The sequence below is a fragment of the Niveispirillum irakense DSM 11586 genome, from assembly GCF_000429645.1.
GTDB classification, from domain to species: Bacteria; Pseudomonadota; Alphaproteobacteria; order Azospirillales; family Azospirillaceae; genus Niveispirillum; species Niveispirillum irakense.
Map to the genome: position 1 here is coordinate 141,888 of NZ_AUCG01000016.1, position 19,676 is coordinate 161,563.

Genomic DNA, 19,676 nt, shown 5'->3' on the forward strand with positions numbered 1-19,676 from the left:
TGCGCGGCATGTAATTTGGCTTTTTAGAAAGTTGAAGGACCGGCCAGACAATCACCGCTGGCAACCATTGGCCGGTCAACCCTGAGGGATGAACGCTATGGACATGTTGATCGGCTTTCCTGAAGGCGAGGCGCTGGCCCGTGCGCTGGCCACCGCCCTGGGCTTGCCGCTGCATATTGTGGGACTGCACCGCTTCCCCGATGGGGAAAGCCTGGTCCGCCTGCCGGGTGCGCCAGAACGGGCCATCATCCTGCGGTCGCTGGACCAGCCCAATGACAAGCTGGTGGAATTGCAGTTCCTGGCCGGCGCCTTGCGCGAGCGGGGCACGCGGGAACTGACCCTGGTTGCCCCCTATCTGGCCTATATGCGCCAGGATATTGAATTCCGCCCCGGCGAGGTGGTCAGCCAGCGCATCATGGGGCGCTGGCTGGGCGGGCTGTTCGACCGAATCGTGGCGGTGGAGCCGCATCTGCACCGCACCCATGATCTGGGAGAGGTTTTTCCCGGCACCCGCGCCGCCGCATTGACCGCCGGTCCCCTGCTGGGCAACTGGGCTCGCCGCCAGGGTGCCGATGCCACCTGGCTGGTGCTGGGCCCGGACGAAGAGGCCGACCATCTGGTGCAGGCCACGGCAGATGCCGCCGGTATCCCGGGGCTTGTGGGGGCCAAGGTACGGCGGGGCGATCATGATGTCAGCGTCGCCCTGCCCGAGGGAACCGATCTATCGGGCCGTACCGTGCTGATCGTGGATGATGTGGTCAGTTCCGGCGGTACGCTGATTGATGCGGCCAAGGTCGCGCGGCGCCATGGCGCATCACGCCTGCTGGCCGCCACCACCCATGCCGTCTTCCCGATGGAAAAAATGGAAGCATTCCAGGCCGCCGGGATTGAACAGGTGATCTCCGCCGACGGTATCCCGCATCCGACCAATGCGGTATCGCTTTGCGACCTGCTGGTGGATTGCCTGAAGCACCTGTAAGGGCGCGCAAACCGACCCGTCCCGCCGGATGGGGACGGGTCGGTTTGACTATCCGTTGGCGGCCAGGATTGTCCCGGCCAAATAGAGCGATCCGCAGATCAGGACGCGGGCGGGTTCACCGTCGCCGCCCAGCGCCACCAGATCGGCCAGGGCGGTGGTCACATCGGGGAAATCTGCCGCTTCCATCCCCGCTTGCCGGGCAAGATCAGCCGCTTCCGCTGCCGTCACGCTGGCCGCCTCACCGGGAATGGCAACGGCGCGCAGCCGGCGGACATGCGGGGCCAGCGGGCGCAGGAAATCCAGCGGACGCTTGCTGCCCAGCATGCCGAAGATGATATCCAGCGGCCTGCCATCCGCGCGCCAACCGGCCAGATGCCGGGCCAGCACCTCCCCGGCGCTGTCATTATGGCCGCCATCCAGATGCAAATCCCACCCCGTCGGCAGCATCTCCACCAGCGGTCCCCGGCGCAGATGCTGCAGGCGGGCCGGCCATTCCACCGATGCCAGCCCCTGGCGCACCGCCGCCTCACCGATCGGCAAGGCAAGCTGCGTCACGGCAGCAATGGCGGTGCCAGCATTGGCAATCTGATGGGCACCAGCCAGGGCCGGCAAGGGCAGGTCCAGCGTGCGGGCGGCGTCACAATAGCGGAAACCATCTGCTGTGGCTTCCACCGACCAGTCACGGCCCGCCAAAGCCAGGGGGGAACCCAACCGGGTGGCCACATCCTGGAAGACATCCGTCACGGCCATATCGACCTGCGGTCCGGCCACCACGGGGCAGCCGGGCTTGATGATGCCCGCCTTCTCCGCCGCGATGGCGCCAATGCTGTCGCCCAGGAACTGGAGATGATCCATGGAAATCCGGGTCAGCACCGATACGGCCGGGGCCTGGATGACATTGGTCGCATCCAGCCGGCCACCCAGCCCGACTTCCAGCAGCACCAGATCAGCCGGTTCTTCGGCGAAGGCCAGGAAGGCGGCGGCGGTCGTGATCTCGAAGAAGGTGATCGGCGCACCGCCATTCACCTGCTCCACCTCCTCCAACAACCCCGCCAGCCGGTCATCGTCGATGAAATGGCCGGCCAGCCGGATGCGCTCATGGAAATGGACCAGATGCGGCGAGGTATAGACATGCACCCGCAAGCCCGCCGCCTCTGCCATGGCCCGCAGAAAGGCAACCGTGCTGCCCTTGCCATTGGTGCCGGCAACGTGGATCACAGGCGGCAGCCGCCGCTCTGGATTGCCCAGTTTGGCCAGCAGCCCCTCAATCCTGCCCAGCGACAGGTCGATCACCTTGGGATGCAGCAGGCGCATCCGCTCCAGCACCGCCTCCAGCCGGGGTGCGGCCGGCACGATGGCGGCAGCCTTGATCATCGCGGAGCGGCACCACCCTTGATGCTGACCGGCTTGCGCGGGCCGCCACGGTCAGGACCGTCGCCCCGCGGGATGGCCACGATCTCCGCCCCCGGACCGGGACGGCGCAGCAGATCGACCAGACGGCCCAGCGTGTCGCGCAAATCCTGGCGATGGACAACCATATCCACCATGCCGTGATCCAGCAGATATTCGGCGCGCTGGAAACCTTCCGGCAGGGTCTCACGGATCGTGCTCTCGATCACGCGGGCACCGGCAAAGCCGATCTGCGCGCCCGGCTCGGCAATATGGATATCGCCCAGCATGGCGAAGCTGGCCGTCACGCCGCCGGTGGTGGGATCGGTCAGCACCACGATATAGGGCAGGCCCGCTTCCTTCACCATTTCCACGGCAATGATGGTGCGCGGCATCTGCATCAGCGACAGGATCGCTTCCTGCATGCGCGCGCCACCCGAAGCCGGGATGGCGATCAGCGGCACCTGCTGCAGCACGGCCAGCTTGGCGGCTGCCAACAGCCCCTCGCCCACTGCCATGCCCATGGAACCGCCCATGAAATTGAAGTCGAAGACAGCGGCAACCGCCCCCTGGCCATTGATCTTGCCATGGGCAACGACGATGGCGTCCTGCCGGCTGGTCTTGGACTGGGCTTCCTTCAGCCGGTCCGTATAGCGCTTCTGATCGCGGAACTTCAGCGGATCGACGATGACCTTCGGCAACTCGATCGTCTGATAGCCCGGATCGAACAGCATCTTCAGCCGGCGCGCCGGATCCAGGCGCATATGGTGGCCGCAATGCTGGCAGACATGCAGGTTCTCCTCCAGATCGCGATGGAAGATCATCGCGCCGCAGGAGGGGCATTTGTGCCAAAGATTATCAGGAACCTCCTTCTTGGAGACGAGGGCCTGGATCTTGGGTTTAACGAAGTTGGTCAGCCAGTTCATGGGATACCTTCAAGGCGGGCGAGCATCCCGCTGAGTTTGGCGGCGATCATGGCCACATTCGGCCGCGTGTCAAGAAGCTCGCCATGGGCAATACGGTTGCGTTCCCCGTAATGCTCCTCGACCATCCTATAGTCCGGACCGCCCTTCGGCGTCAGCAGAGCAACCTGACGAAGAAAGTTCATCCGTTCAACGTCAAGCGCCATCCACACACGCCGCACCGGCCAATCGCCTGCCGATGCTTGGGCTTTACAAAGGTCAACCGCCCTGCTCTTCACATATTGCTCGAACCGGGCGAACAACATCATGAAATAAGCACAATCATTGATCAGGCGGGCACCGTCATCCGACAACCCGACATCAATGATGGCTCCATCGTGCGGAAGTGTGCTTTCCGCACGAAGAGACTGCTCTCGAAAGACGCGATCACATGTCTCATGGGCCTGGAGGATATCGTCGAACGAAATCACTCCATCGCCTCAAGCAGTTGCAAAAACACCTCCCGGGTAAAGGGCTCCAGGTGAATGGAACCATCCCGGATCAGCACCCAATCCGGCGCATCAGCCGTCCCGCCATCCGCCACGCAGTGCAGGCGATCCCCATCGCTCAAAACAAGTTGGCCCCGTGTGCCCGTAACCCACCGATATTCAGGGAAAAGCACCAGCCCGCGACCATCTCTTTCAATAGAAAGAATCGGGACGTCGTATGGCTCGGTTATCCCGACCATCTGCATCCGGCGCTCGAAGACCGTCTTGGAACCGTGCAACACCTGGAAACCGCCATCCTGGGAGATCCAGGCTTCAACCGTTTTCAGGAGATGGGCGACACGCGCCTGCCACTCGGCAATGTCGGCCTCCACTGCCGCGCGCGTCGGCACGGGCGGCAGGGCATCCTCCTCATGATCCAAAGCGTAGGCCATGCTTGTCCTCCTGACGGACAGCTTTACCCACGGGCGGTACGCACCCCCTGGGCCAGCGTTGCCACGAAGCCTAACACATCATCGACCAGACCGGCAGACGGCACACCATCCGCATCCAGACCGGCTTCGATCTTGCGGACAATGGCGCTGCCCACCACGGCGGCATCAGCCACGCGGGCCACGGCAGCGGCGGCTTCCGGGGTGGAGATGCCGAAGCCAACGGCCAGCGGCAGGTCGGTGTGGCGGCGCAGGCGGGCGACCGCCTCTTCAATCGCCGCATTGCTGGCGCTGGCGGCACCGGTAATGCCGGTGACAGAGACGTAATAGACAAAGCCCGACGTATTGGCCAGGACGGCCGGCATGCGGGCATCATCCGTGGTGGGCGTGGTCAGGCGGATGAAGTTCACACCCGCAGACAGGGCCGGCACGCACAGTTCCCGGTCCTCTTCCGGCGGCAGATCCACCACGATCAACCCGTCCACGCCAGCGGTGCGGGCATCGGCCAGGAACCGTTCCACCCCGTAGGAATAGATCGGGTTGTAATAGCCCATCAGCACGATGGGGGTGTCATCATCGCCTTTGCGGAATTCACGCACCAGTTCCAGCGTGCGGGTCATGCGCGCACCCTTGTTCAGCGCACGCAGGCCCGCAGCCTGGATGGCCGGGCCATCCGCCATCGGATCGGTGAAGGGCATGCCCAGTTCGATGACATCGGCACCGGCGCCCGGCAATCCCTTCAGGATGGCAAGCGACGTGTCGTGATCGGGGTCGCCTGCGGTCACGAAGGTGACCAGGCCGGCACGGCCCTGCCCCTTCAACGCTGCGAAACGACGGGCGATACGGCCGGAATCGGGGATGGGGGCGGTGATGCTGGTCATGGGGCGTTTCTGATCGACAGAAGACAGGAAGGGCGGCGCACCATACCGGCTGCCCCCCGGTGAAACAACGCCCCAATGCGCCACCCCGCCCGGCGCAGGCGGCAGAGGCGGGTGAAAACATTGCACCCACCCCCCAGCCTGTCTAATCTTGACGCCCGACGCAGCAGCCCCAACAGCGCGAACATTTTGCCAGAACACCGCCATCATGGTCCCCGGATGCAACGGCGCATTCTGGATGCGGCCCCGTCACGCACCGTCGTCTGGCTGGCCCTGGGCGTGCTTTTGATCGCCTTCGGCCTGTTTGCAATGGATCTGGCCCTGGGCCGGCAGCGCATCTTTGATCAGGCGGAAGCCGATGCCAGAACACAGGCAAAGCAACTGGCCGACCATGCGACCAAGATCATCGGCATCCATTCCCTGATCCTGAAGAATGCGGAATGGGTTTATAAAACCCAGGGCTGGGATGGGATGGCCGGGACACCGATGGTCCATGACTGGCTGCGTCAGTTGGCCGGTGAAACCCCGGAGGTTCAGTCCTACTGGCTGGTGGATGACAAGGGTGATGTCAGGGTCAACACTTTCCATTGGCCCGCCCAGCCGCTGAATGTGGCCGACCGCCCCTATTTCACCGCCCAGACAGAGCGGGACCGGGGCCCCTTCATCGGCGGGCGCATGTCCGGTCGCCTCAACCCGGAGATATTCTTCGCCATCAGCCGCCGGATCGAGGGGACGGATGGCCGCTTCCAGGGGGTGGCCCAGGTCTCCCTCCGCCCTGCCTATTTCGAGGCGTTTTACGCCTCGGTTGCCGCACAGCCAGGGGTGGAGGTGATGCTGGTGCGCGATGACGGGAATGTGCTGGTCCGCCATCCCGCCCTGTTGCCGGCACCGCTGGACCTGCCCAGCGCCAAGGACCTTCTGGCACAGGCCACCCTGGCACAAGGTGATCGCTACCTGCTCCCCGGCCTGTCCCCTTTTGACGGGAAACGGCGGCTTTATACCGTCAGCGCGGTGGAACGGCTGCCCCTGCGGATCGTCTATGGGATCGACCGCGCCCGGCTGGACCGGGCCTGGCTGGAATCCTCCCTCGCCCATATCAGCTTCGCGCTGGTGGCTTTCATGCTGCTTTTGCCACTGGCCGCCATCGCGCTGCGCCAGACCCGGCAGATCGAACAGGCGCAGGCCGATCTGCGCAGCGCCAACAGCGATCTGGAACAGCGGGTAGCGGAACGGACCGCCCATCTCGACACCGCCCTGCATGACCTGCGGCGCAGCGAGGAGAGGCTGACCCGGCTGGTGGCCACCGTACCGGTCGGCATCATCGAACTGGATTCGACCGGCCTGATCATTGACACCAATGCCGCCGCTGAACAGATCCTGGGTCAGCCACAAAGCGCCCTGGTCGGTGTGCATTATGCCGATCCCTGCTGGCAGATCAGCCGATTGAGCGGGGAACCGCTTCCAGCAGCGGAAATCCCCGCCGGCCGCGCCCTGGCCGGGGAAACCATAACGGGGTACGAACTGTCGATGCGGGATATCCGCACCGGCGCCCGCCAGATCGTCGCCATCAATGCCGCCCCGATCCGGGCCGGGGATGGCAAGATCATCGGCTGCACCGCCACCATCATTGATGCCACCGCGCGATATGAGGCCGAGGACCGTCAACGCCTGCTGATGCGGGAAGTCGATCACCGCGCCAAAAATGCGCTGGCCGTCGCCCAGGCCGTGGTTCGGCTGAGCAAGGGCGACACGATCCGCGATTTCACCCGCGCCGTGGAAGGGCGCATCTCCTCCCTCGCCCGGTCCCACAGCCTGCTGGCGCAGGCCGCCTGGGCCGGGGCCGACCTGCGGCGGCTGATCGAGGATGAAATCACCGGTTTCACGCAGGAAGAAGACCAGCTTCTTCTGCAGGGGCCCGATGTTCAGCTTGGCGCTGATCAGGTCCAGTCGCTGGGTCTGGCCTTCCATGAACTGGCGACCAATGCCGCCAAATATGGCGCCCTGTCGCAGCCGGAAGGGCACATCCAGGTCCGCTGGCAGGTCCAGCGCGCCGTGCTGCATCTGGAATGGATGGAACAGGGCGGGCCGCCGGTCACCGCCCCACCTGCGCATAAAGGCTTCGGCTCCACCCTGCTGGGGCAGGTGCTGCGCCATCAGTTGGGGGGCGACATGGCGATGGAATGGACGTCAGCCGGCCTGATCTGCCGCCTGACCCTGCCCCTGGAATGACCCGGCAACCCTGAACGAAAACGGGCGGCCCTTGCGAGCCGCCCGCTGATCGTGCCCTTACCGATCCGGGGATCAGGCAGCCGCAACCTTGGCTTCAGTCTTCGCCGCGGACAGGATCTCGCGCGCCATCTGGTCGGCGATCTCGCTGGTCGGGCGGGCTTCACGGTCGGCGCGGCGGAAAATCTCCGCCAGCGTCACCGGGATACGCTCCACCTGCCGCAGCACCGAGTCGCGATCATAGGTATTGGTGATCTCGGCCGACACATTGATGATGCCGCCGCCATTGATGACATAATCCGGCGCATAGAGAATGCCGGCTGCCCGCACATCCTCCCCGATGGAAGCGGTGGCAAGCTGGTTGTTGGCACCGCCGGCCACGATCTTGGCCTTCACTTCCGGCAGGCTGACATTGTTCAGCACCGCGCCCAGGGCGCAGGGAGTATAAACATCCACATCCGCAGCATGGATGCGGTCAGCGGCCACAGCGGTGGCCCCATACTGGTCCACGGCGCGCTGCACGGCATCGGCATGGATATCGGCAACGGTCAGCACCGCCCCGTCATCGGCCAGCCGGCGCAGCAGGTTGGAGCCGACATTGCCCAGGCCCTGCACAGCGATGCGCACACCCTTCAGGCTGTCGGTGCCCAGCTTGTGCTGAACAGCGGCCTTGATGCCCAGATAGACGCCATAGGCCGTAAAGGGCGACGGATCGCCACTGGCAGCATGACCATTGGCCAGCCCTGCGACATGGCGGGTGGTCTTGCCCATCGTCATGACATCGGCGACGGAGATGCCGACATCTTCCGCCGCGATATAGCGGCCGCCCAGGCTCTCGATCACCCGACCGAAAGCATGGAACAGGGCGTCGGACTTGTCCTTGCGGCTATCCCCGATAATCACCGACTTGCCGCCCCCCAGCGGTAGACCGGCCATCGCGTTCTTGTAGCTCATCCCGCGCGACAGGCGCAGCACATCGGTCAGCGCTTCAGCATCGTTGGCATAAGGCCACATGCGGCAGCCGCCGCAGGCAGCGCCCAGCGCCGTGGAATGTACGGCGATGATCGCCGACAGGCCCGATGCGGCATCGCGACCGAACAGCACAAGTTCGTGATTATCGAAATCGGGAAGATCGAACAGCATGGCAAGAACTCCAGCCCTGACCCATGCCACCGTTACCGTTGCGGTGGCTTTGTAAGGGCAAGTCTAGGCCGGCCATACCGTCGGGGTCGATTTCGTTGTTTGGCAAACTGTTGCACTTTTCCGGCGCCCCGATGGGCGGACACGAAATCTCCTGTCCGCTTCGTCTGGAAACTACCGGTTGCCTGCCCTCAAGGCCGGCGATGCGGGTCCCGGCTGGGGGCAGCGAAAACGGGATCGCGGCGACCGTTCGGGCCGGGCGGATTGCCGCCCAGGCTCGGTTCCCGCCGCACGGGACCCGCCGGCGCCTTCACCGCAGCGGCCCGGCGCGCAACCGGTCGGCGACGGCGGCCGCTCAGCCACCAATTCACCACCATGCCCAGCACCACAAGCGCGATAGCACCGATCAGGCCGTAACGGGCCCAGTTCGGCGCATCGAAATTGGTCAGGCTGAAGCCTGTATCCTCGCTGACGCTGCCATCCAGTTCCTCCGCCTGCACATTGCTGCGCGGGCTGGCACCCTCTACCGCCCCTGCGGTTGCCGGCACATCGGCACGGGAGACGGGCGCCGTGGTCGGATAGGCGGTGGAAGGGGCCGGCGTCGGTGCCGTGGCGCCGGGTGTTGCTGCCCCGCGTGATGCACCCAGCACCACGCTTTCCGCCCCCTGCCCCCGCTCCACGCCGGGCGCGGTGGGCGCGGCCTGCGGCCTCACATCCGATTCCTTCAGGATCGGCTGGGACGGGCGGGCACGGCTGCCGGGATCGGCCAGATTGCCCACACCCTTGCGTTCCGGCTGATCCTGCAGCAGCCGGTCGACAGTCCCCTGGTCCAGCCGGCCTGTCGCCTTCAGCCCATGCTTGCGTTGATAGGCAGAGATGGCCGCCGCCGTGGCCCCGTCCATCTTGCCGGTCGCACGGCCGGAATAAAGGCCCTGCTGGTCCAGGATCTGCTGTGCCCACTGGATGGTGGCGCTGTTCACCTGATCCTGGGCCGATGCGGGCACCGTGAGCAACATGCCCGTCAAAGCCAGGGCGGCGACACGGACAGACAGGGAACGGGCGGAAGAGGCGGAACGGGTCGGCATCGACACTTTCACACACCTTGATGGAGGGTGGAGGGGCAAAGGGTAAAACACGCGGCCATAGCAGCCGTTCAGGTCCACAGCCATGACACCGGACCAGGGTGAAGGCAAGGCCATGACGAACAATAGCCGCCATATCCTCCCACTGCACCATGGACCGCGGGCATCAAGGCCCTATAAAGTCGGCCGGATTTTGCCAATTCGATGGCCGCCTTGCCAGATAACAATACCCTTCCCCCTCCGATCCCGCCCCCTGGCGGCAGCACCGCCATGTCGGTGGACCTGCTGCTGGCCGGGGCTGGCTGGGTATTGGTGATGACCCTGATGGATCTGCTGCTGGTTGGCGCCGCCCCCCTGCTGCTGGCCCTGCGGCTGGCCGGGTTGGCACTGCCGGTCTGGTGGTGGCTGGATCGGCGGCCCCGCGCCTGGGTCGCCCCTTTCTGGCTGGGGGAACTGGCGGTCGGGCAGGTCGTGGCCATCTATGCCTGGGCAGATGCTGGCGCCCCGCCCGTCGCCCTGGCCGCAGGGGCCCTGTGCGGCTTTCTGCTGATGCCAGTGGCGGCAGTCGGCGGCTTCCGCTGGCGCCCGGCGGAAAGGGGATTGGCAAAAACCGCCGCTGCCGCCCCCACCCCGCCGGCCGGCCTCGCTGTGCCCTTGCCCGTGCTGCGCCTGTCGATGAGGGATTTGCAGGCGCGGCTGCTCTCGCTTTCTGCCAGCCTGGACCAGTTCGCCGCCCGCCAGAGCGACCCGGCACATGCCGCCGACCTGCGGGCCTTGCGGGCAGACCTGGATGCCACCGGGCGGCACCTGCGCCAGAAGCTAGGGCTGGAGACTGTCAGCCCCGCCCCTTCCCCGGCCGCCGCCCCATCCCCACCCCGCGCCCCGGCCGCCCGTTCAGGCCCAAAGGTCAAACGGGATTTATCCGTGCTGCTGGTGGATGATGATGGGGTGGGCCGAACCTTGATGCGCCTGTTGCTGGAGCGCGACGGCTACGCGGTGGAAGAAACCGACGACGCCAAGATGGCGCTGGAGATGGCGCTGGTGGAAGGCCCGGATATTGCCTTCATCGGTGCCCGGATCGGTCGCCACCGGGGATTGGCGCTGGCCCGCTGCATCCATGATGGCGGCGGCCCGCCTGTCTGGCTGCTGCGGGGGCCGGCTGACCTGATCAGCGACCGGCACCAGGAGCGGGCGGGCTTGCTGGGCATCCTGGACAAGCCTGTCACCCCCACGGCACTGGCCGACGCGCTGGACAGGCTGGGCAATCCGGTACCGATGGTATCGCCCGGTCACAAGCCCGCGCCTGCGCCGTCCCCCCGATCATACAGCGCCCTTCTGGACATGTCGGTCCTGGAAGAGCACCTGGATCTGCTGGGCCGGGGGCGCGTGGTCCATATCATTGACAGTTTCCTGGCCACCGCGCCGGTAACACTGGATGTGGCCGCAACCGCAGCACAGGCGCGCGATCTGGTGGCACTGGGACGGGCTGCCCATAAGCTGGCTGGCGGTGCCTTGACCGTGGGTGCCGCCGCCCTGGCCGCCCATGCCCGCAAACTGGAAGCCGCCGCCAGGGCAGACGATATGGATACAGCGCTCACCACCACCGCCGACCTGCCCGCCACCTTCCAGGCGGCGGGGGACGCCCTGTCCCAGTTCAGGCGTGATCGCCTGGATCAGACCGGTGATTGATCGGTGACTTCCGCCGCCAAGCGGTAACCCAGCCCCTTTTCCGTCACGATCATGTCGGGCGAACCGCTATCCTGCATCTTGCGGCGCAGACGGCTGACCAGCACGTCGATCGTGCGGTCATTGGGCGTGCGGTCGGTGCCGCTGACGGCGTCGATCAACTGGTCACGGGTGACGACCCGGCCACCGGACCGTACCAGCAGGCCCAACAGCTCAAACTCCCCGCGCGTTACCCGCACTTCCATACCCGCCGGGTCCACCAGACGGCGGCGGGCCATATCCATGGTCCAGCCGCCGAAATACCGCACTGCCCCTTCCGCCTTGTACATCTTGCTGGGATGGGTCCGACGCAGCAGGTTGCGGGCACGGGCCAGCAGTTCCCGCGGGTTGGGCGGCTTGGTTACATAATCATCGCCCCCCGTCTCCAGCCCGAAGACGCGGTCGCCATCATTGGCACGCTGGGTGACGATGATAATCCCCACATTGGAGATTTCGCGGATGCTTTTCGCCAGGCTGAACCCGTCCTCGTCCGGCAGTTCAATATCCAGCAGCACAAGGTCGGGCGGCTGACGCAGCATCACCTCGCGCATCTGCTTGCCGTTCTCGGCTTCCGCAACCAGGAAGCCGGCCTCATGGAAATATCCGGCCAGCAGGGACCGGGTGGCGGGCTCATCCTCAACGATCAGGACCAGAGGGGCATCGGCGATTTCAGCCATCCGCAGCCGGGCTCCGTACAAAGCGGGAAAGAAATAAGGCCCGCAATCGGGACCGCTTGTTTTGCCTATACCCGTTTCCGTCAAAAAAATGAAGCCACAGGACAGGGATAATCGAAACGTACAGCGCCAAGGCCCACAGCCTTGAATTGCCAATCCCTGACCTATACGTCCCGAAAAAACATTCGCGGCGGCGCGCTTTTGCCGCACCCCCGTTCTGGGGAGTATCCACTTAACGAATGTTCGCCACTCCCCTCGCAAACCTACATGGGTATGCGAGGGGAGTAGGGCATGACCGGATCAGGCCCCCAGTTCCAGCAGGGAAGCATTGCCGCCAAAGGCCGTCGTATTCACGGTCAGGGTCTTTTCCGTCACGAACCGGTGCAGATAGTGCGGGCCGCCAGCCTTCGGCCCCGTGCCGGACAGGCCCTGGCCGCCGAAGGGCTGCACGCCCACAACCGCGCCCACCATGTTGCGGTTGATATAGGTATTGCCCACCGGCAGCGCCTTGAACAGGTTCTGCGCCCGGCCTTCCAGGCGGCTATGGACACCAAAGGTCAGGCCATAACCGGTGGCCGCGATCTCTGCCACCACCTTGTCCAGATCCGCCGCCTTGAAACGGACGATATGCAGGATGGGGCCGAAGACTTCACGCTTCAGCACCGACAGGCTGGGGATTTCATACAGGCGCGGGCCGAAGAAGCTGCCATTGGGGCGGCTGGCCGGTACCGCCACCGCCTTGACCAGACGGGCTTCCTTATCCATGCGCTGGGCATGGGCGACCAGGATGGACTGGGCTTCCTCGTCGATCACAGGACCGATATCGGTAGCGACATCCATCGGGTCGCCCAAGCGTACCAGTTCCATGGCACCAGCCAGCATATCGGCCAGCTTGTCGGCAATGTCATCCTGGGCGAACAGCACCCGCATGGCGGAGCAGCGCTGGCCAGCCGACTGGAAGGCGGAGATGATGCAATCATCCACCACCTGTTCCAGCAGGGCGGTGCTGTCCACGATCATGCAGTTCTGGCCGCCCGTCTCCGCGATCAGCGGCACGATGGCGCCGTCGCGGTTGGCAAGGCTGCGGTTGATGGCGCGACCGGTTTCGGTGGAGCCGGTGAAGCAGACGCCAGCCACACGGACATCGGCCACCAGGGCGGCACCGACAACCGCACCGTCACCCGGCAGCAGATGCAGCACATCGCCCGGCACGCCGGCCTGCAACAGCAGGCGCACGGCCTCTGCCGCCACCAGCGGCGTCTGTTCAGCCGGCTTGGCGATGACGGCATTGCCGGTCACCAGGGCTGCCACCACCTGACCAATGAAGATGGCCAGCGGGAAATTCCACGGGCTGATGCAGGCGAAAACACCGCGCCCGGTCAGGTGCAACTCGTTCCGCTCCCCCGTCGGGCCGGGCAGCAGCACAGGCTTCAGCCCGCTGCGCGCCTGGACGGCGTAGTAGCGGCAGAAATCCACCGCCTCACGCACCTCTGCCACGGCGTCGGGCAGGGTCTTGCCCGCCTCGCGTACCAGCAGCGCCATCAGGGCGGCGTGGTTGGCCTCCATCAGGTCAGCCATCTTCTCCAACGTACCGGCGCGGTGGTCGGGACCGGCGCGGTCCCAGCCGGGCTGGGCCGCCACGGCCAGGGCCAGGGCTTTCTCCACCGCCGCTGTGTCAGCTGGCACCACCGTGCCGACAATACGCGCCCGGTCGGACGGGTCGGTCACATCCTGCGCCGCACCTGAATGCTGCTGGCCGCCAATGATCGGACCGGCAGTCCAGGTCCGGCCCAGCGCCTTGACCATGTCGGCCTGCAGGGTGGCCACGCGGTCGGCGTCCGTCAGGTCGATACCCATGGAATTGGCGCGCGCCGATCCATAGATGTCGGCGGGCAGCGGGATACGCGGGTGACGCAGCATACCATCATTCTCCAGGAACGCGGCCGGATCGGCCACCACATCGGACACCGGCACATCGGGGTCCATGTAAGCATTGACGAAATTGCTGTTGGCGCCGTTTTCCAGCAGGCGGCGCACCAGATAGGGCAGCAGATCTTCATGGGTGCCGACCGGCGCATAGATGCGCACGCGCGGCATGTTGGGCAGCACCTCGCGCGCCGCGGAATAGAGCAGTTCGCCCATGCCATGCAGACGCTGGAATTCCAGATCGCGATTGTCGCCGGCCAGATGCAGGATGGCGGCGATGGTATAGGCATTATGGGTGGCGAATTGCGGGAAGATGGCGTCCTTGGCCGCCAGCATCTTCCGCGCACACACCAAGTAAGACAGGTCCGTCGCCGCCTTGCGGGTGAAGACCGGATAATCACCATGCGACGCGATCTGGGACATCTTGATTTCCGTGTCCCAATAGGCGCCCTTGACCAGCCGCACCATGAAGCGGCGGCCCGCGTCGCGGGCCAGGGCCACCAGCCAATCCACCATATGGGTGGTGCGCTTCTGGTAGGCCTGGATAGCCAGCCCCAACCCTTCCCAATCCTTCAGATCGGCATCATAGGCAAGCGCTGCCAGCACTTCCTGGCTGAGGTCCAGCCGGTCAGCCTCCTCCGCATCAATGGTCAGGTTGATGTCCCAGCGCTTGGCCTGCAGCGCCAGCCCCTTCACCGCCGGCACCAACCGCGCCAGCACATCATCCTGCTGGGCGAAAACATAGCGCGGATGCAGCGCCGACAGCTTGATCGACACGCCCGGCGCCGCCATCGGGCCCCGGCCCGCCGCTTCCTCACCCACTGCGTCGATGGCCTTCTGATAGGCTTCCAGATAACGCTCGGCCTGTTCCCAGGTGCGCGCGCCTTCGCCCAGCATGTCATAGGAATGGACCGTGCCGACGGGCTTGGCCTTGCGTGCCTCCGCCATCGCTTCCTTGATGGTGCGACCCAGCACGAAATGGCCGCCCATCACCCGCATAGCCTGCCCCATGGCCGTGCGGATGACGCTTTCACCCGACCGGGCCACCATGCGTTTCAGGAAATTGCCGGCATCGCGCTCGCCACCGCGTTCCAGATCGGTGATCTTGCCCGTCAGCATCAGCCCCCAGGCGGCGGCATTGACGAAGGCGCTGTCGCTGCGGCCCAGATGGGCATCCCACTGGCCCTGCGCGATCTTCTCCGCAATCAGCCGGTCTGCCGTCTCCGGGTCGGCGATGCGCAGCAGGCACTCGGCAATGCACATCAGGGCAATGCCCTCATTATTCGACAGGCCGAATTCCTGAAGGAAGCTGTCCAGCGGCCCCAGTTCCTTGCGACGTTTGCGCGAGGCGACCACCACGGCACTGGCCCGGTCATGGATGCTGCCGCGTTCCACCGGGCTCAGGCCCAAGCCACGCAGCAAACCCTTTACGGTTTCCACCTCATCAGCGTGCTTGGTCTGGCGCATGGTGGCGCGGATCGCGTCGAGCGTCGTCATCTGCATGGTTCCGGCGGGTAAGTATCAGTGGATGTGCTGGATTATCGCAGAGATAGCGGACGATTTTTCTCCAAACTTAGGCAATCGACCAGATATTATCCGGTGAAATTGCCATTTTACGGGATATCATCATGCGCAGCACCGACACGCTCGACCGGATCGACCTGAACATCCTGCGCATCCTGCAGCAGGATGGCCGCATCGCGAATGTGGAGTTGGCGCGCCGCGTCAATCTCTCCCCCACACCCTGCCTGGAACGGGTGCGCCGGCTGGAGCGGGATGGCTATATCCGGCAATATGTGGCCCTGCTGGACCCGGAGAAGATGGAACGCGGCCTGGCCGCCTTCATTGAGGTGCGGCTGGACCGCACCACACCCGACGTGTTCCAGATTTTCGCCGATGCGGTGGGCCGGATGGATGAAATCCAGGAAGCCCATATGGTGGCCGGCGGCTTTGATTATCTGATCAAGGTCCGGGTGGCCGATATGGCAGCCTATCGCGCCTTTCTGGGCGACAAGCTCTCCTCCATCCAGGGGGTCGCGCAGACCCACACCTATATGGTGATGGAGGAGGTGAAGAATACCCATGTGGTGCCGGTGCCCAAGGGCTGAGGCACCGGGGGGGCGTCAAAAGGTCTGCAAGGGCGGTGGGGCGGTTTTCAGCAACCCGTCCAGCAGGACGACGATTTCCTCAATCTGGGTCCGGACCTTGTCCAATTCCATGGAAGTCTTGTCGTCCACGGCCGCTTCCATCAGCAGATTATCGAAATCATTGAACAGGCTCTGCTGGCTCTCCCTTTCATCCTGCAGGATGTCATAGGCGCCCAGCGCATGGACCAGCAGGTCCGGCGGGTTCCGGAAAAAGCCCAGCGACAGGCGGGTGAAGGTGGCAATGGCCCGAAGCCGCATCCGCACCAGCCACCCCCCCAGATCCGCCGGCACGCCCCGGTTGGGCGCCTCCGCCGCCTTGTCGGAGATGGTGAAGATCATGGCCTGGATTTCCAGATAGCGGGCACGCGCCTTCTTGAAATCCGGGAAGGTCGCCAGCTTGGTGCCTTCCTGCTTCTCAAACAGGCTGACAGCGCCGGCCAATGATTGCGACAGGTGCCGCAACACCGTCGCCCGCTGGGCCGCATCCTGTTCGTAGCGCATGAAGTCCCCTTCTGGATCGCGTGCGGATGATGGCGCAACCAGCAGAAGAAGCGCAAGGGCGGGAAGCCTATGCGATTGCGGTAAGCATCCCTGAGCAGAGAAAGCCAAACGCTCGCCGGTTGGAATTATCAAATCGTTGGGTCAAACCACGGATTTCAGCCGTCGCGTATAGGGTCGGGATATCAGTTGCAAGCAGCCCTCTATCAATATCGATATAACCCAAATGGATTAAATATATAGACATATAACAATCTCCCGATTCGACGCACAGCGCCCCATGCCCAACATACGATTGAATTCGTTTTGAATTTTGAACAATCATCGAACAACTTATTATGTCATTGACATATTTAGATTTTTGACAATGCGCTTTCTTTACCAGATAAGCTCATTTGCCGAAAAAATCGGCACCAATTAAAAAAGGGGACGGTACAGTGAAATTAAAGATTGTTGCGTTAGCAGCCCTCGCGATGGTTCTGCCTGCTTGCTCCAGCATCATTGAAGGCACCTCGCAGGAAATATTGGTTAACACCAATCCTTCCGGTGCGAACTGCGAACTCATCCGCGAAGGCCTGCCGATTGGTCGGATCAACCCGACCCCCGGCGCAATTACCATTAAGAAAACCAAACATGATATCACCATGAACTGTCAGAAGGATGGTTTCGAGGTGGCGACGTATCTGAATAAATCGGACGTCGCAGGTGCCACTGTTGGCAATATCATCTTGGGCGGCGGTATTGGATGGGCGATCGACAGCGCAAGCGGCGCTGACAATAAATACACCTCGCCTGTTACCGTAACTCTGGTCCCCAAGACTGGGGGGCAACCCGCAGCACCTGCGGCAGGCATCGTCGAAGGTTCCGCAGCCGGACAGCCTTCCTCGTAACTGGCTATTGGCCGGGGTGCTGCACCCCGGCCATCAATCAGGCAACACAGGACAATCCACCATTATCAACTGCATCGGCTGGTTAATAACGGACCGGCATCCCATAAACAGCGGCAGGCCCAGATAGCCGTCGCTCTGCCATGCGCCGGCTGCCCCATCAGGCAAGACGGTTGCGGGCACGTTTCGTCTTGTTATGGCGCCAAGCGTCAGGTGATCAATCACCAGACGCCGGCCGCTGACCGGGCCACCCGCTGTTATGGCTTCATAGGACGGGGCATCCTTCAATGCCGCCACGCCGACAACCCGTTCGGCTGCCCGCCTGTCCAGTGCCAGGGGCGCCAAACCATATCCCAGGTCCAGGCTCAGGGTCAGGTCGGTGCCGTTAACCTGGGCGGGAAATAACATCTCACCAGCCCGCACTTTCCCCCTTATGCCCGCTCCGTCGTCTGAATGTTCCAGGTCCGGCGGCAAGAAGGTCAAGGTCCGGTCCAGAAGATCAAGTCGAACCGCGTGATGCTCAAACAGGGCCGCACCAACAAAGCCGGCAATCTCGCCACCGCCCGGACGGTGCCGCAAAGCCGGGGGCAGATCGGCTACGGCAACAGGCACTTGCGCCATAGCGAGGTTTGCCACCTGCACCCGCGACAGCGTCGCCGGCCATGTTGCGATATCCCCACCATCGGAACGGGCAGCCCTTTCATCCCCACCCTGCGGCAGAGACAGGCCCAACGGCGCGGCAATCCGTCGATCAATGACGGCGGCGCCCATAACCCCATTATCCAGGATCATGGGAAAGGGGCCGCGACCGTTCAGCAGAACGGGAACGATCAGGCTTCCGCCCTCCACCTCTATCGCCGCCGGCGCGCGCCCCTCCAACGCAACATGTCCAATGGAGGGGGCACAGCCGACGGGCAGCAGCAACAGCAGCGCCAGTGCCAATGCCAGGGGCAGACGGATCAACACAGTCTCCCGATTACTCCACCCCACCCGCCAGCACCTTCACCTCAAACCCGCCCTTCTCCCGCAGCGCCGCCACCACACGCTCGGCGTGGCGCTTGGAACGGCATTCAATGGTCAGGTCGATATCGGTGGCCTTGACGGAGGTTGTGGTGAACAGGCGCTGGTGCAGCGCCTCGATGATATTGCCGCCGGCATCACCCACCAGACCGGCGATGCGGGCCAGCGTGCCGGGCCGGTCGGGGATCATGACCCGCACTGCGATCAGGCGGCTTTCGCGCACGGCATGGCGCATGATCACCTGGGCCAGCACGCGGCTGTCAATATTGCCGCCACACAGCACCAGCCCGACCTTGCGGTCCTTGAACTTTTCCGGCTGGGCCAGCACCGCCGCCAGACCAGCCGCCCCCGCCCCTTCCGCCACCGTCTTTTCAATATTCAGGAACAGGGCGACGGCATTTTCCACGTCCGCATCGCTGACCAGGATCAGGTCATCCAGCAGGGCGCGGCAGATTTCCAGCGTGTGGCGACCGACATTCTTCACCGCGATGCCTTCGGCGATGGTATCGCCACCCACCTGGATCGGCTGGCCCTTCAGGGCCTGATCCATGGCCGGATAGGCCTCCACCTCCACCCCGACGATGCGGATGGAGGGTTTCAGCGCCTTGGCCGCCACGGCGATGCCGCTGATCAACCCGCCGCCGCCGATGGGCACCACCAGCGTGTCCAGTTCAGGCGCAGCGGCCAGCATTTCCAGGGCGATGGTGCCCTGGCCGGCGATCACATCAGGATCATCATAGGGATGGACGAAGACCAAGCCCTCTTCCGCCGCCAACCGTTCCGCCTCTGCCGCCGCTTCAGCCAGCACGGAACCTTTCAGCACCACCCGCGCGCCATGGTCCTCCGTCCGTTCCACCTTGCTGAAGGGCGTGCCCTCCGGCATCACGATGGTGGCGGGAATGCCCAGCCGGCCCGCATGGTAGGCCACGCCCTGGGCATGGTTGCCGGCAGACATGGCGATAACGCCGCGCGCCCGTTCCTCCGCATTCAACTGACGCAGCTTGTTCAGCGCCCCGCGCTCCTTGAAGCTGGCGGTGAATTGCAGATTCTCGAACTTCACCCAGATATTCGACCCGGTCAGTTGCGACAGGGTGCGGGACGGCACACAGGGTGTGTCCACCAGATGCCCGTGCAGCGCCTTGGCGGCATCGACAACATCATCATGGGTGATGGCAAGCGCGGCGGTCATTGGTGCTGAACCCCTGATTTCTGATTTATGGCTGCCTATAGTGCGGATGGGATGCCGGGTGTAAAGCCGCAATGGCG

The 19,676-nt window shown here is 64.2% G+C and carries 17 protein-coding genes; 5 read left to right on the top strand and 12 right to left on the bottom strand.

The features are described from left to right. Positions 1–97 precede the first annotated feature (97 nt). Positions 98–979: a ribose-phosphate diphosphokinase gene (locus tag G473_RS0104120; RefSeq protein ID WP_154667249.1), complete on the top strand. Its 882-nt coding sequence runs from the start codon at positions 98–100 to the stop codon at positions 977–979. A gap of 48 nt (positions 980–1,027) precedes the next feature. Here the strand turns inward: G473_RS0104120 and G473_RS0104125 are convergent, their stop codons facing one another. From G473_RS0104125 to trpA, 5 genes are read right to left on the bottom strand one after another with little or no spacing between them, the layout of a single operon-like run. After that, positions 1,028–2,353: a bifunctional folylpolyglutamate synthase/dihydrofolate synthase gene (locus G473_RS0104125; RefSeq protein WP_035705342.1), complete on the bottom strand. Its 1,326-nt coding sequence runs from the start codon at positions 2,351–2,353 to the stop codon at positions 1,028–1,030. Then, positions 2,350–3,294, bottom strand: coding sequence for an acetyl-CoA carboxylase, carboxyltransferase subunit beta (accD, locus tag G473_RS0104130; protein ID WP_029012061.1), 945 nt, complete (start codon positions 3,292–3,294; stop codon positions 2,350–2,352). Before accD ends, G473_RS0104125 begins: the two co-directional genes overlap by 4 nt. After that, the gene (locus G473_RS0104135; protein WP_029012062.1) at positions 3,291–3,761 is read right to left on the bottom strand and encodes a hypothetical protein; all 471 of its coding nucleotides are present in this window, start codon (positions 3,759–3,761) and stop codon (positions 3,291–3,293) included. The genes accD and G473_RS0104135 overlap by 4 nt, the downstream gene beginning before the upstream one ends. Next, positions 3,758–4,210, bottom strand: coding sequence for a hypothetical protein (locus tag G473_RS0104140; protein WP_029012063.1), 453 nt, complete (start codon positions 4,208–4,210; stop codon positions 3,758–3,760). Before G473_RS0104140 ends, G473_RS0104135 begins: the two co-directional genes overlap by 4 nt. A gap of 23 nt (positions 4,211–4,233) precedes the next feature. Further along, on the bottom strand, positions 4,234–5,088 hold the full coding sequence (gene trpA, locus G473_RS0104145) for a tryptophan synthase subunit alpha (RefSeq protein WP_029012064.1): 855 nt from the start codon (positions 5,086–5,088) through the stop codon (positions 4,234–4,236). Positions 5,089–5,304: 216 nt separating this feature from the next. Here trpA and G473_RS28970 point away from each other — a divergent pair, with 216 nt between their 5' ends. Next, a complete protein-coding gene (locus tag G473_RS28970; RefSeq protein WP_051329866.1) occupies positions 5,305–7,314 on the top strand; it encodes a sensor histidine kinase in 2,010 nt (669 codons plus the stop codon). A gap of 72 nt (positions 7,315–7,386) precedes the next feature. Here the strand turns inward: G473_RS28970 and G473_RS0104160 are convergent, their stop codons facing one another. Both G473_RS0104160 and G473_RS0104165 read right to left on the bottom strand, forming a co-directional pair. After that, the gene (locus tag G473_RS0104160) at positions 7,387–8,454 is read right to left on the bottom strand and encodes a Leu/Phe/Val dehydrogenase (RefSeq protein ID WP_029012065.1); all 1,068 of its coding nucleotides are present in this window, start codon (positions 8,452–8,454) and stop codon (positions 7,387–7,389) included. A gap of 188 nt (positions 8,455–8,642) precedes the next feature. Beyond that, entirely contained in the window at positions 8,643–9,536 is an 894-nt protein-coding gene (locus G473_RS0104165) for a peptidoglycan-binding domain-containing protein (protein WP_029012066.1), read from the bottom strand. A 201-nt stretch (positions 9,537–9,737) separates the two neighbouring features. Here G473_RS0104165 and G473_RS0104170 point away from each other — a divergent pair, with 201 nt between their 5' ends. Next, positions 9,738–11,222, top strand: coding sequence for an Hpt domain-containing response regulator (locus G473_RS0104170; RefSeq protein ID WP_029012067.1), 1,485 nt, complete (start codon positions 9,738–9,740; stop codon positions 11,220–11,222). Here G473_RS0104170 and G473_RS0104175 read toward each other — a convergent pair. Then, positions 11,207–11,935, bottom strand: a complete 729-nt coding sequence (locus G473_RS0104175) for a response regulator transcription factor (protein ID WP_029012068.1) — start codon at positions 11,933–11,935, stop codon at positions 11,207–11,209. The genes G473_RS0104170 and G473_RS0104175 overlap by 16 nt on opposite strands. 297 nt (positions 11,936–12,232) lie before the next feature. Then, the gene (putA, locus tag G473_RS0104180) at positions 12,233–15,355 is read right to left on the bottom strand and encodes a bifunctional proline dehydrogenase/L-glutamate gamma-semialdehyde dehydrogenase PutA (protein WP_029012069.1); all 3,123 of its coding nucleotides are present in this window, start codon (positions 15,353–15,355) and stop codon (positions 12,233–12,235) included. A 131-nt stretch (positions 15,356–15,486) separates the two neighbouring features. Here putA and G473_RS0104185 point away from each other — a divergent pair, with 131 nt between their 5' ends. Further along, entirely contained in the window at positions 15,487–15,966 is a 480-nt protein-coding gene (locus G473_RS0104185) for an Lrp/AsnC ligand binding domain-containing protein (RefSeq protein WP_035705344.1), read from the top strand. A gap of 15 nt (positions 15,967–15,981) precedes the next feature. Here the strand turns inward: G473_RS0104185 and G473_RS0104190 are convergent, their stop codons facing one another. Next, positions 15,982–16,506 carry a hypothetical protein gene (locus tag G473_RS0104190; protein ID WP_029012071.1) on the bottom strand — a complete coding sequence of 175 codons (525 nt, stop codon included), beginning with the start codon at positions 16,504–16,506 and terminating at the stop codon, positions 15,982–15,984. A 392-nt stretch (positions 16,507–16,898) separates the two neighbouring features. On the opposite strand from G473_RS0104190, the gene G473_RS0104195 reads away from it, so the two are divergent. Continuing rightward, positions 16,899–17,393, top strand: coding sequence for a hypothetical protein (locus G473_RS0104195; protein WP_154667252.1), 495 nt, complete (start codon positions 16,899–16,901; stop codon positions 17,391–17,393). Between the two features lie 33 nt (positions 17,394–17,426). Here G473_RS0104195 and G473_RS0104200 read toward each other — a convergent pair whose 3' ends face one another. After that, the gene (locus G473_RS0104200; protein WP_029012073.1) at positions 17,427–18,353 is read right to left on the bottom strand and encodes a pepsin/retropepsin-like aspartic protease family protein; all 927 of its coding nucleotides are present in this window, start codon (positions 18,351–18,353) and stop codon (positions 17,427–17,429) included. A gap of 13 nt (positions 18,354–18,366) precedes the next feature. Further along, the gene (locus G473_RS0104205; RefSeq protein WP_029012074.1) at positions 18,367–19,599 is read right to left on the bottom strand and encodes a threonine ammonia-lyase; all 1,233 of its coding nucleotides are present in this window, start codon (positions 19,597–19,599) and stop codon (positions 18,367–18,369) included. Positions 19,600–19,676 lie beyond the last annotated feature (77 nt).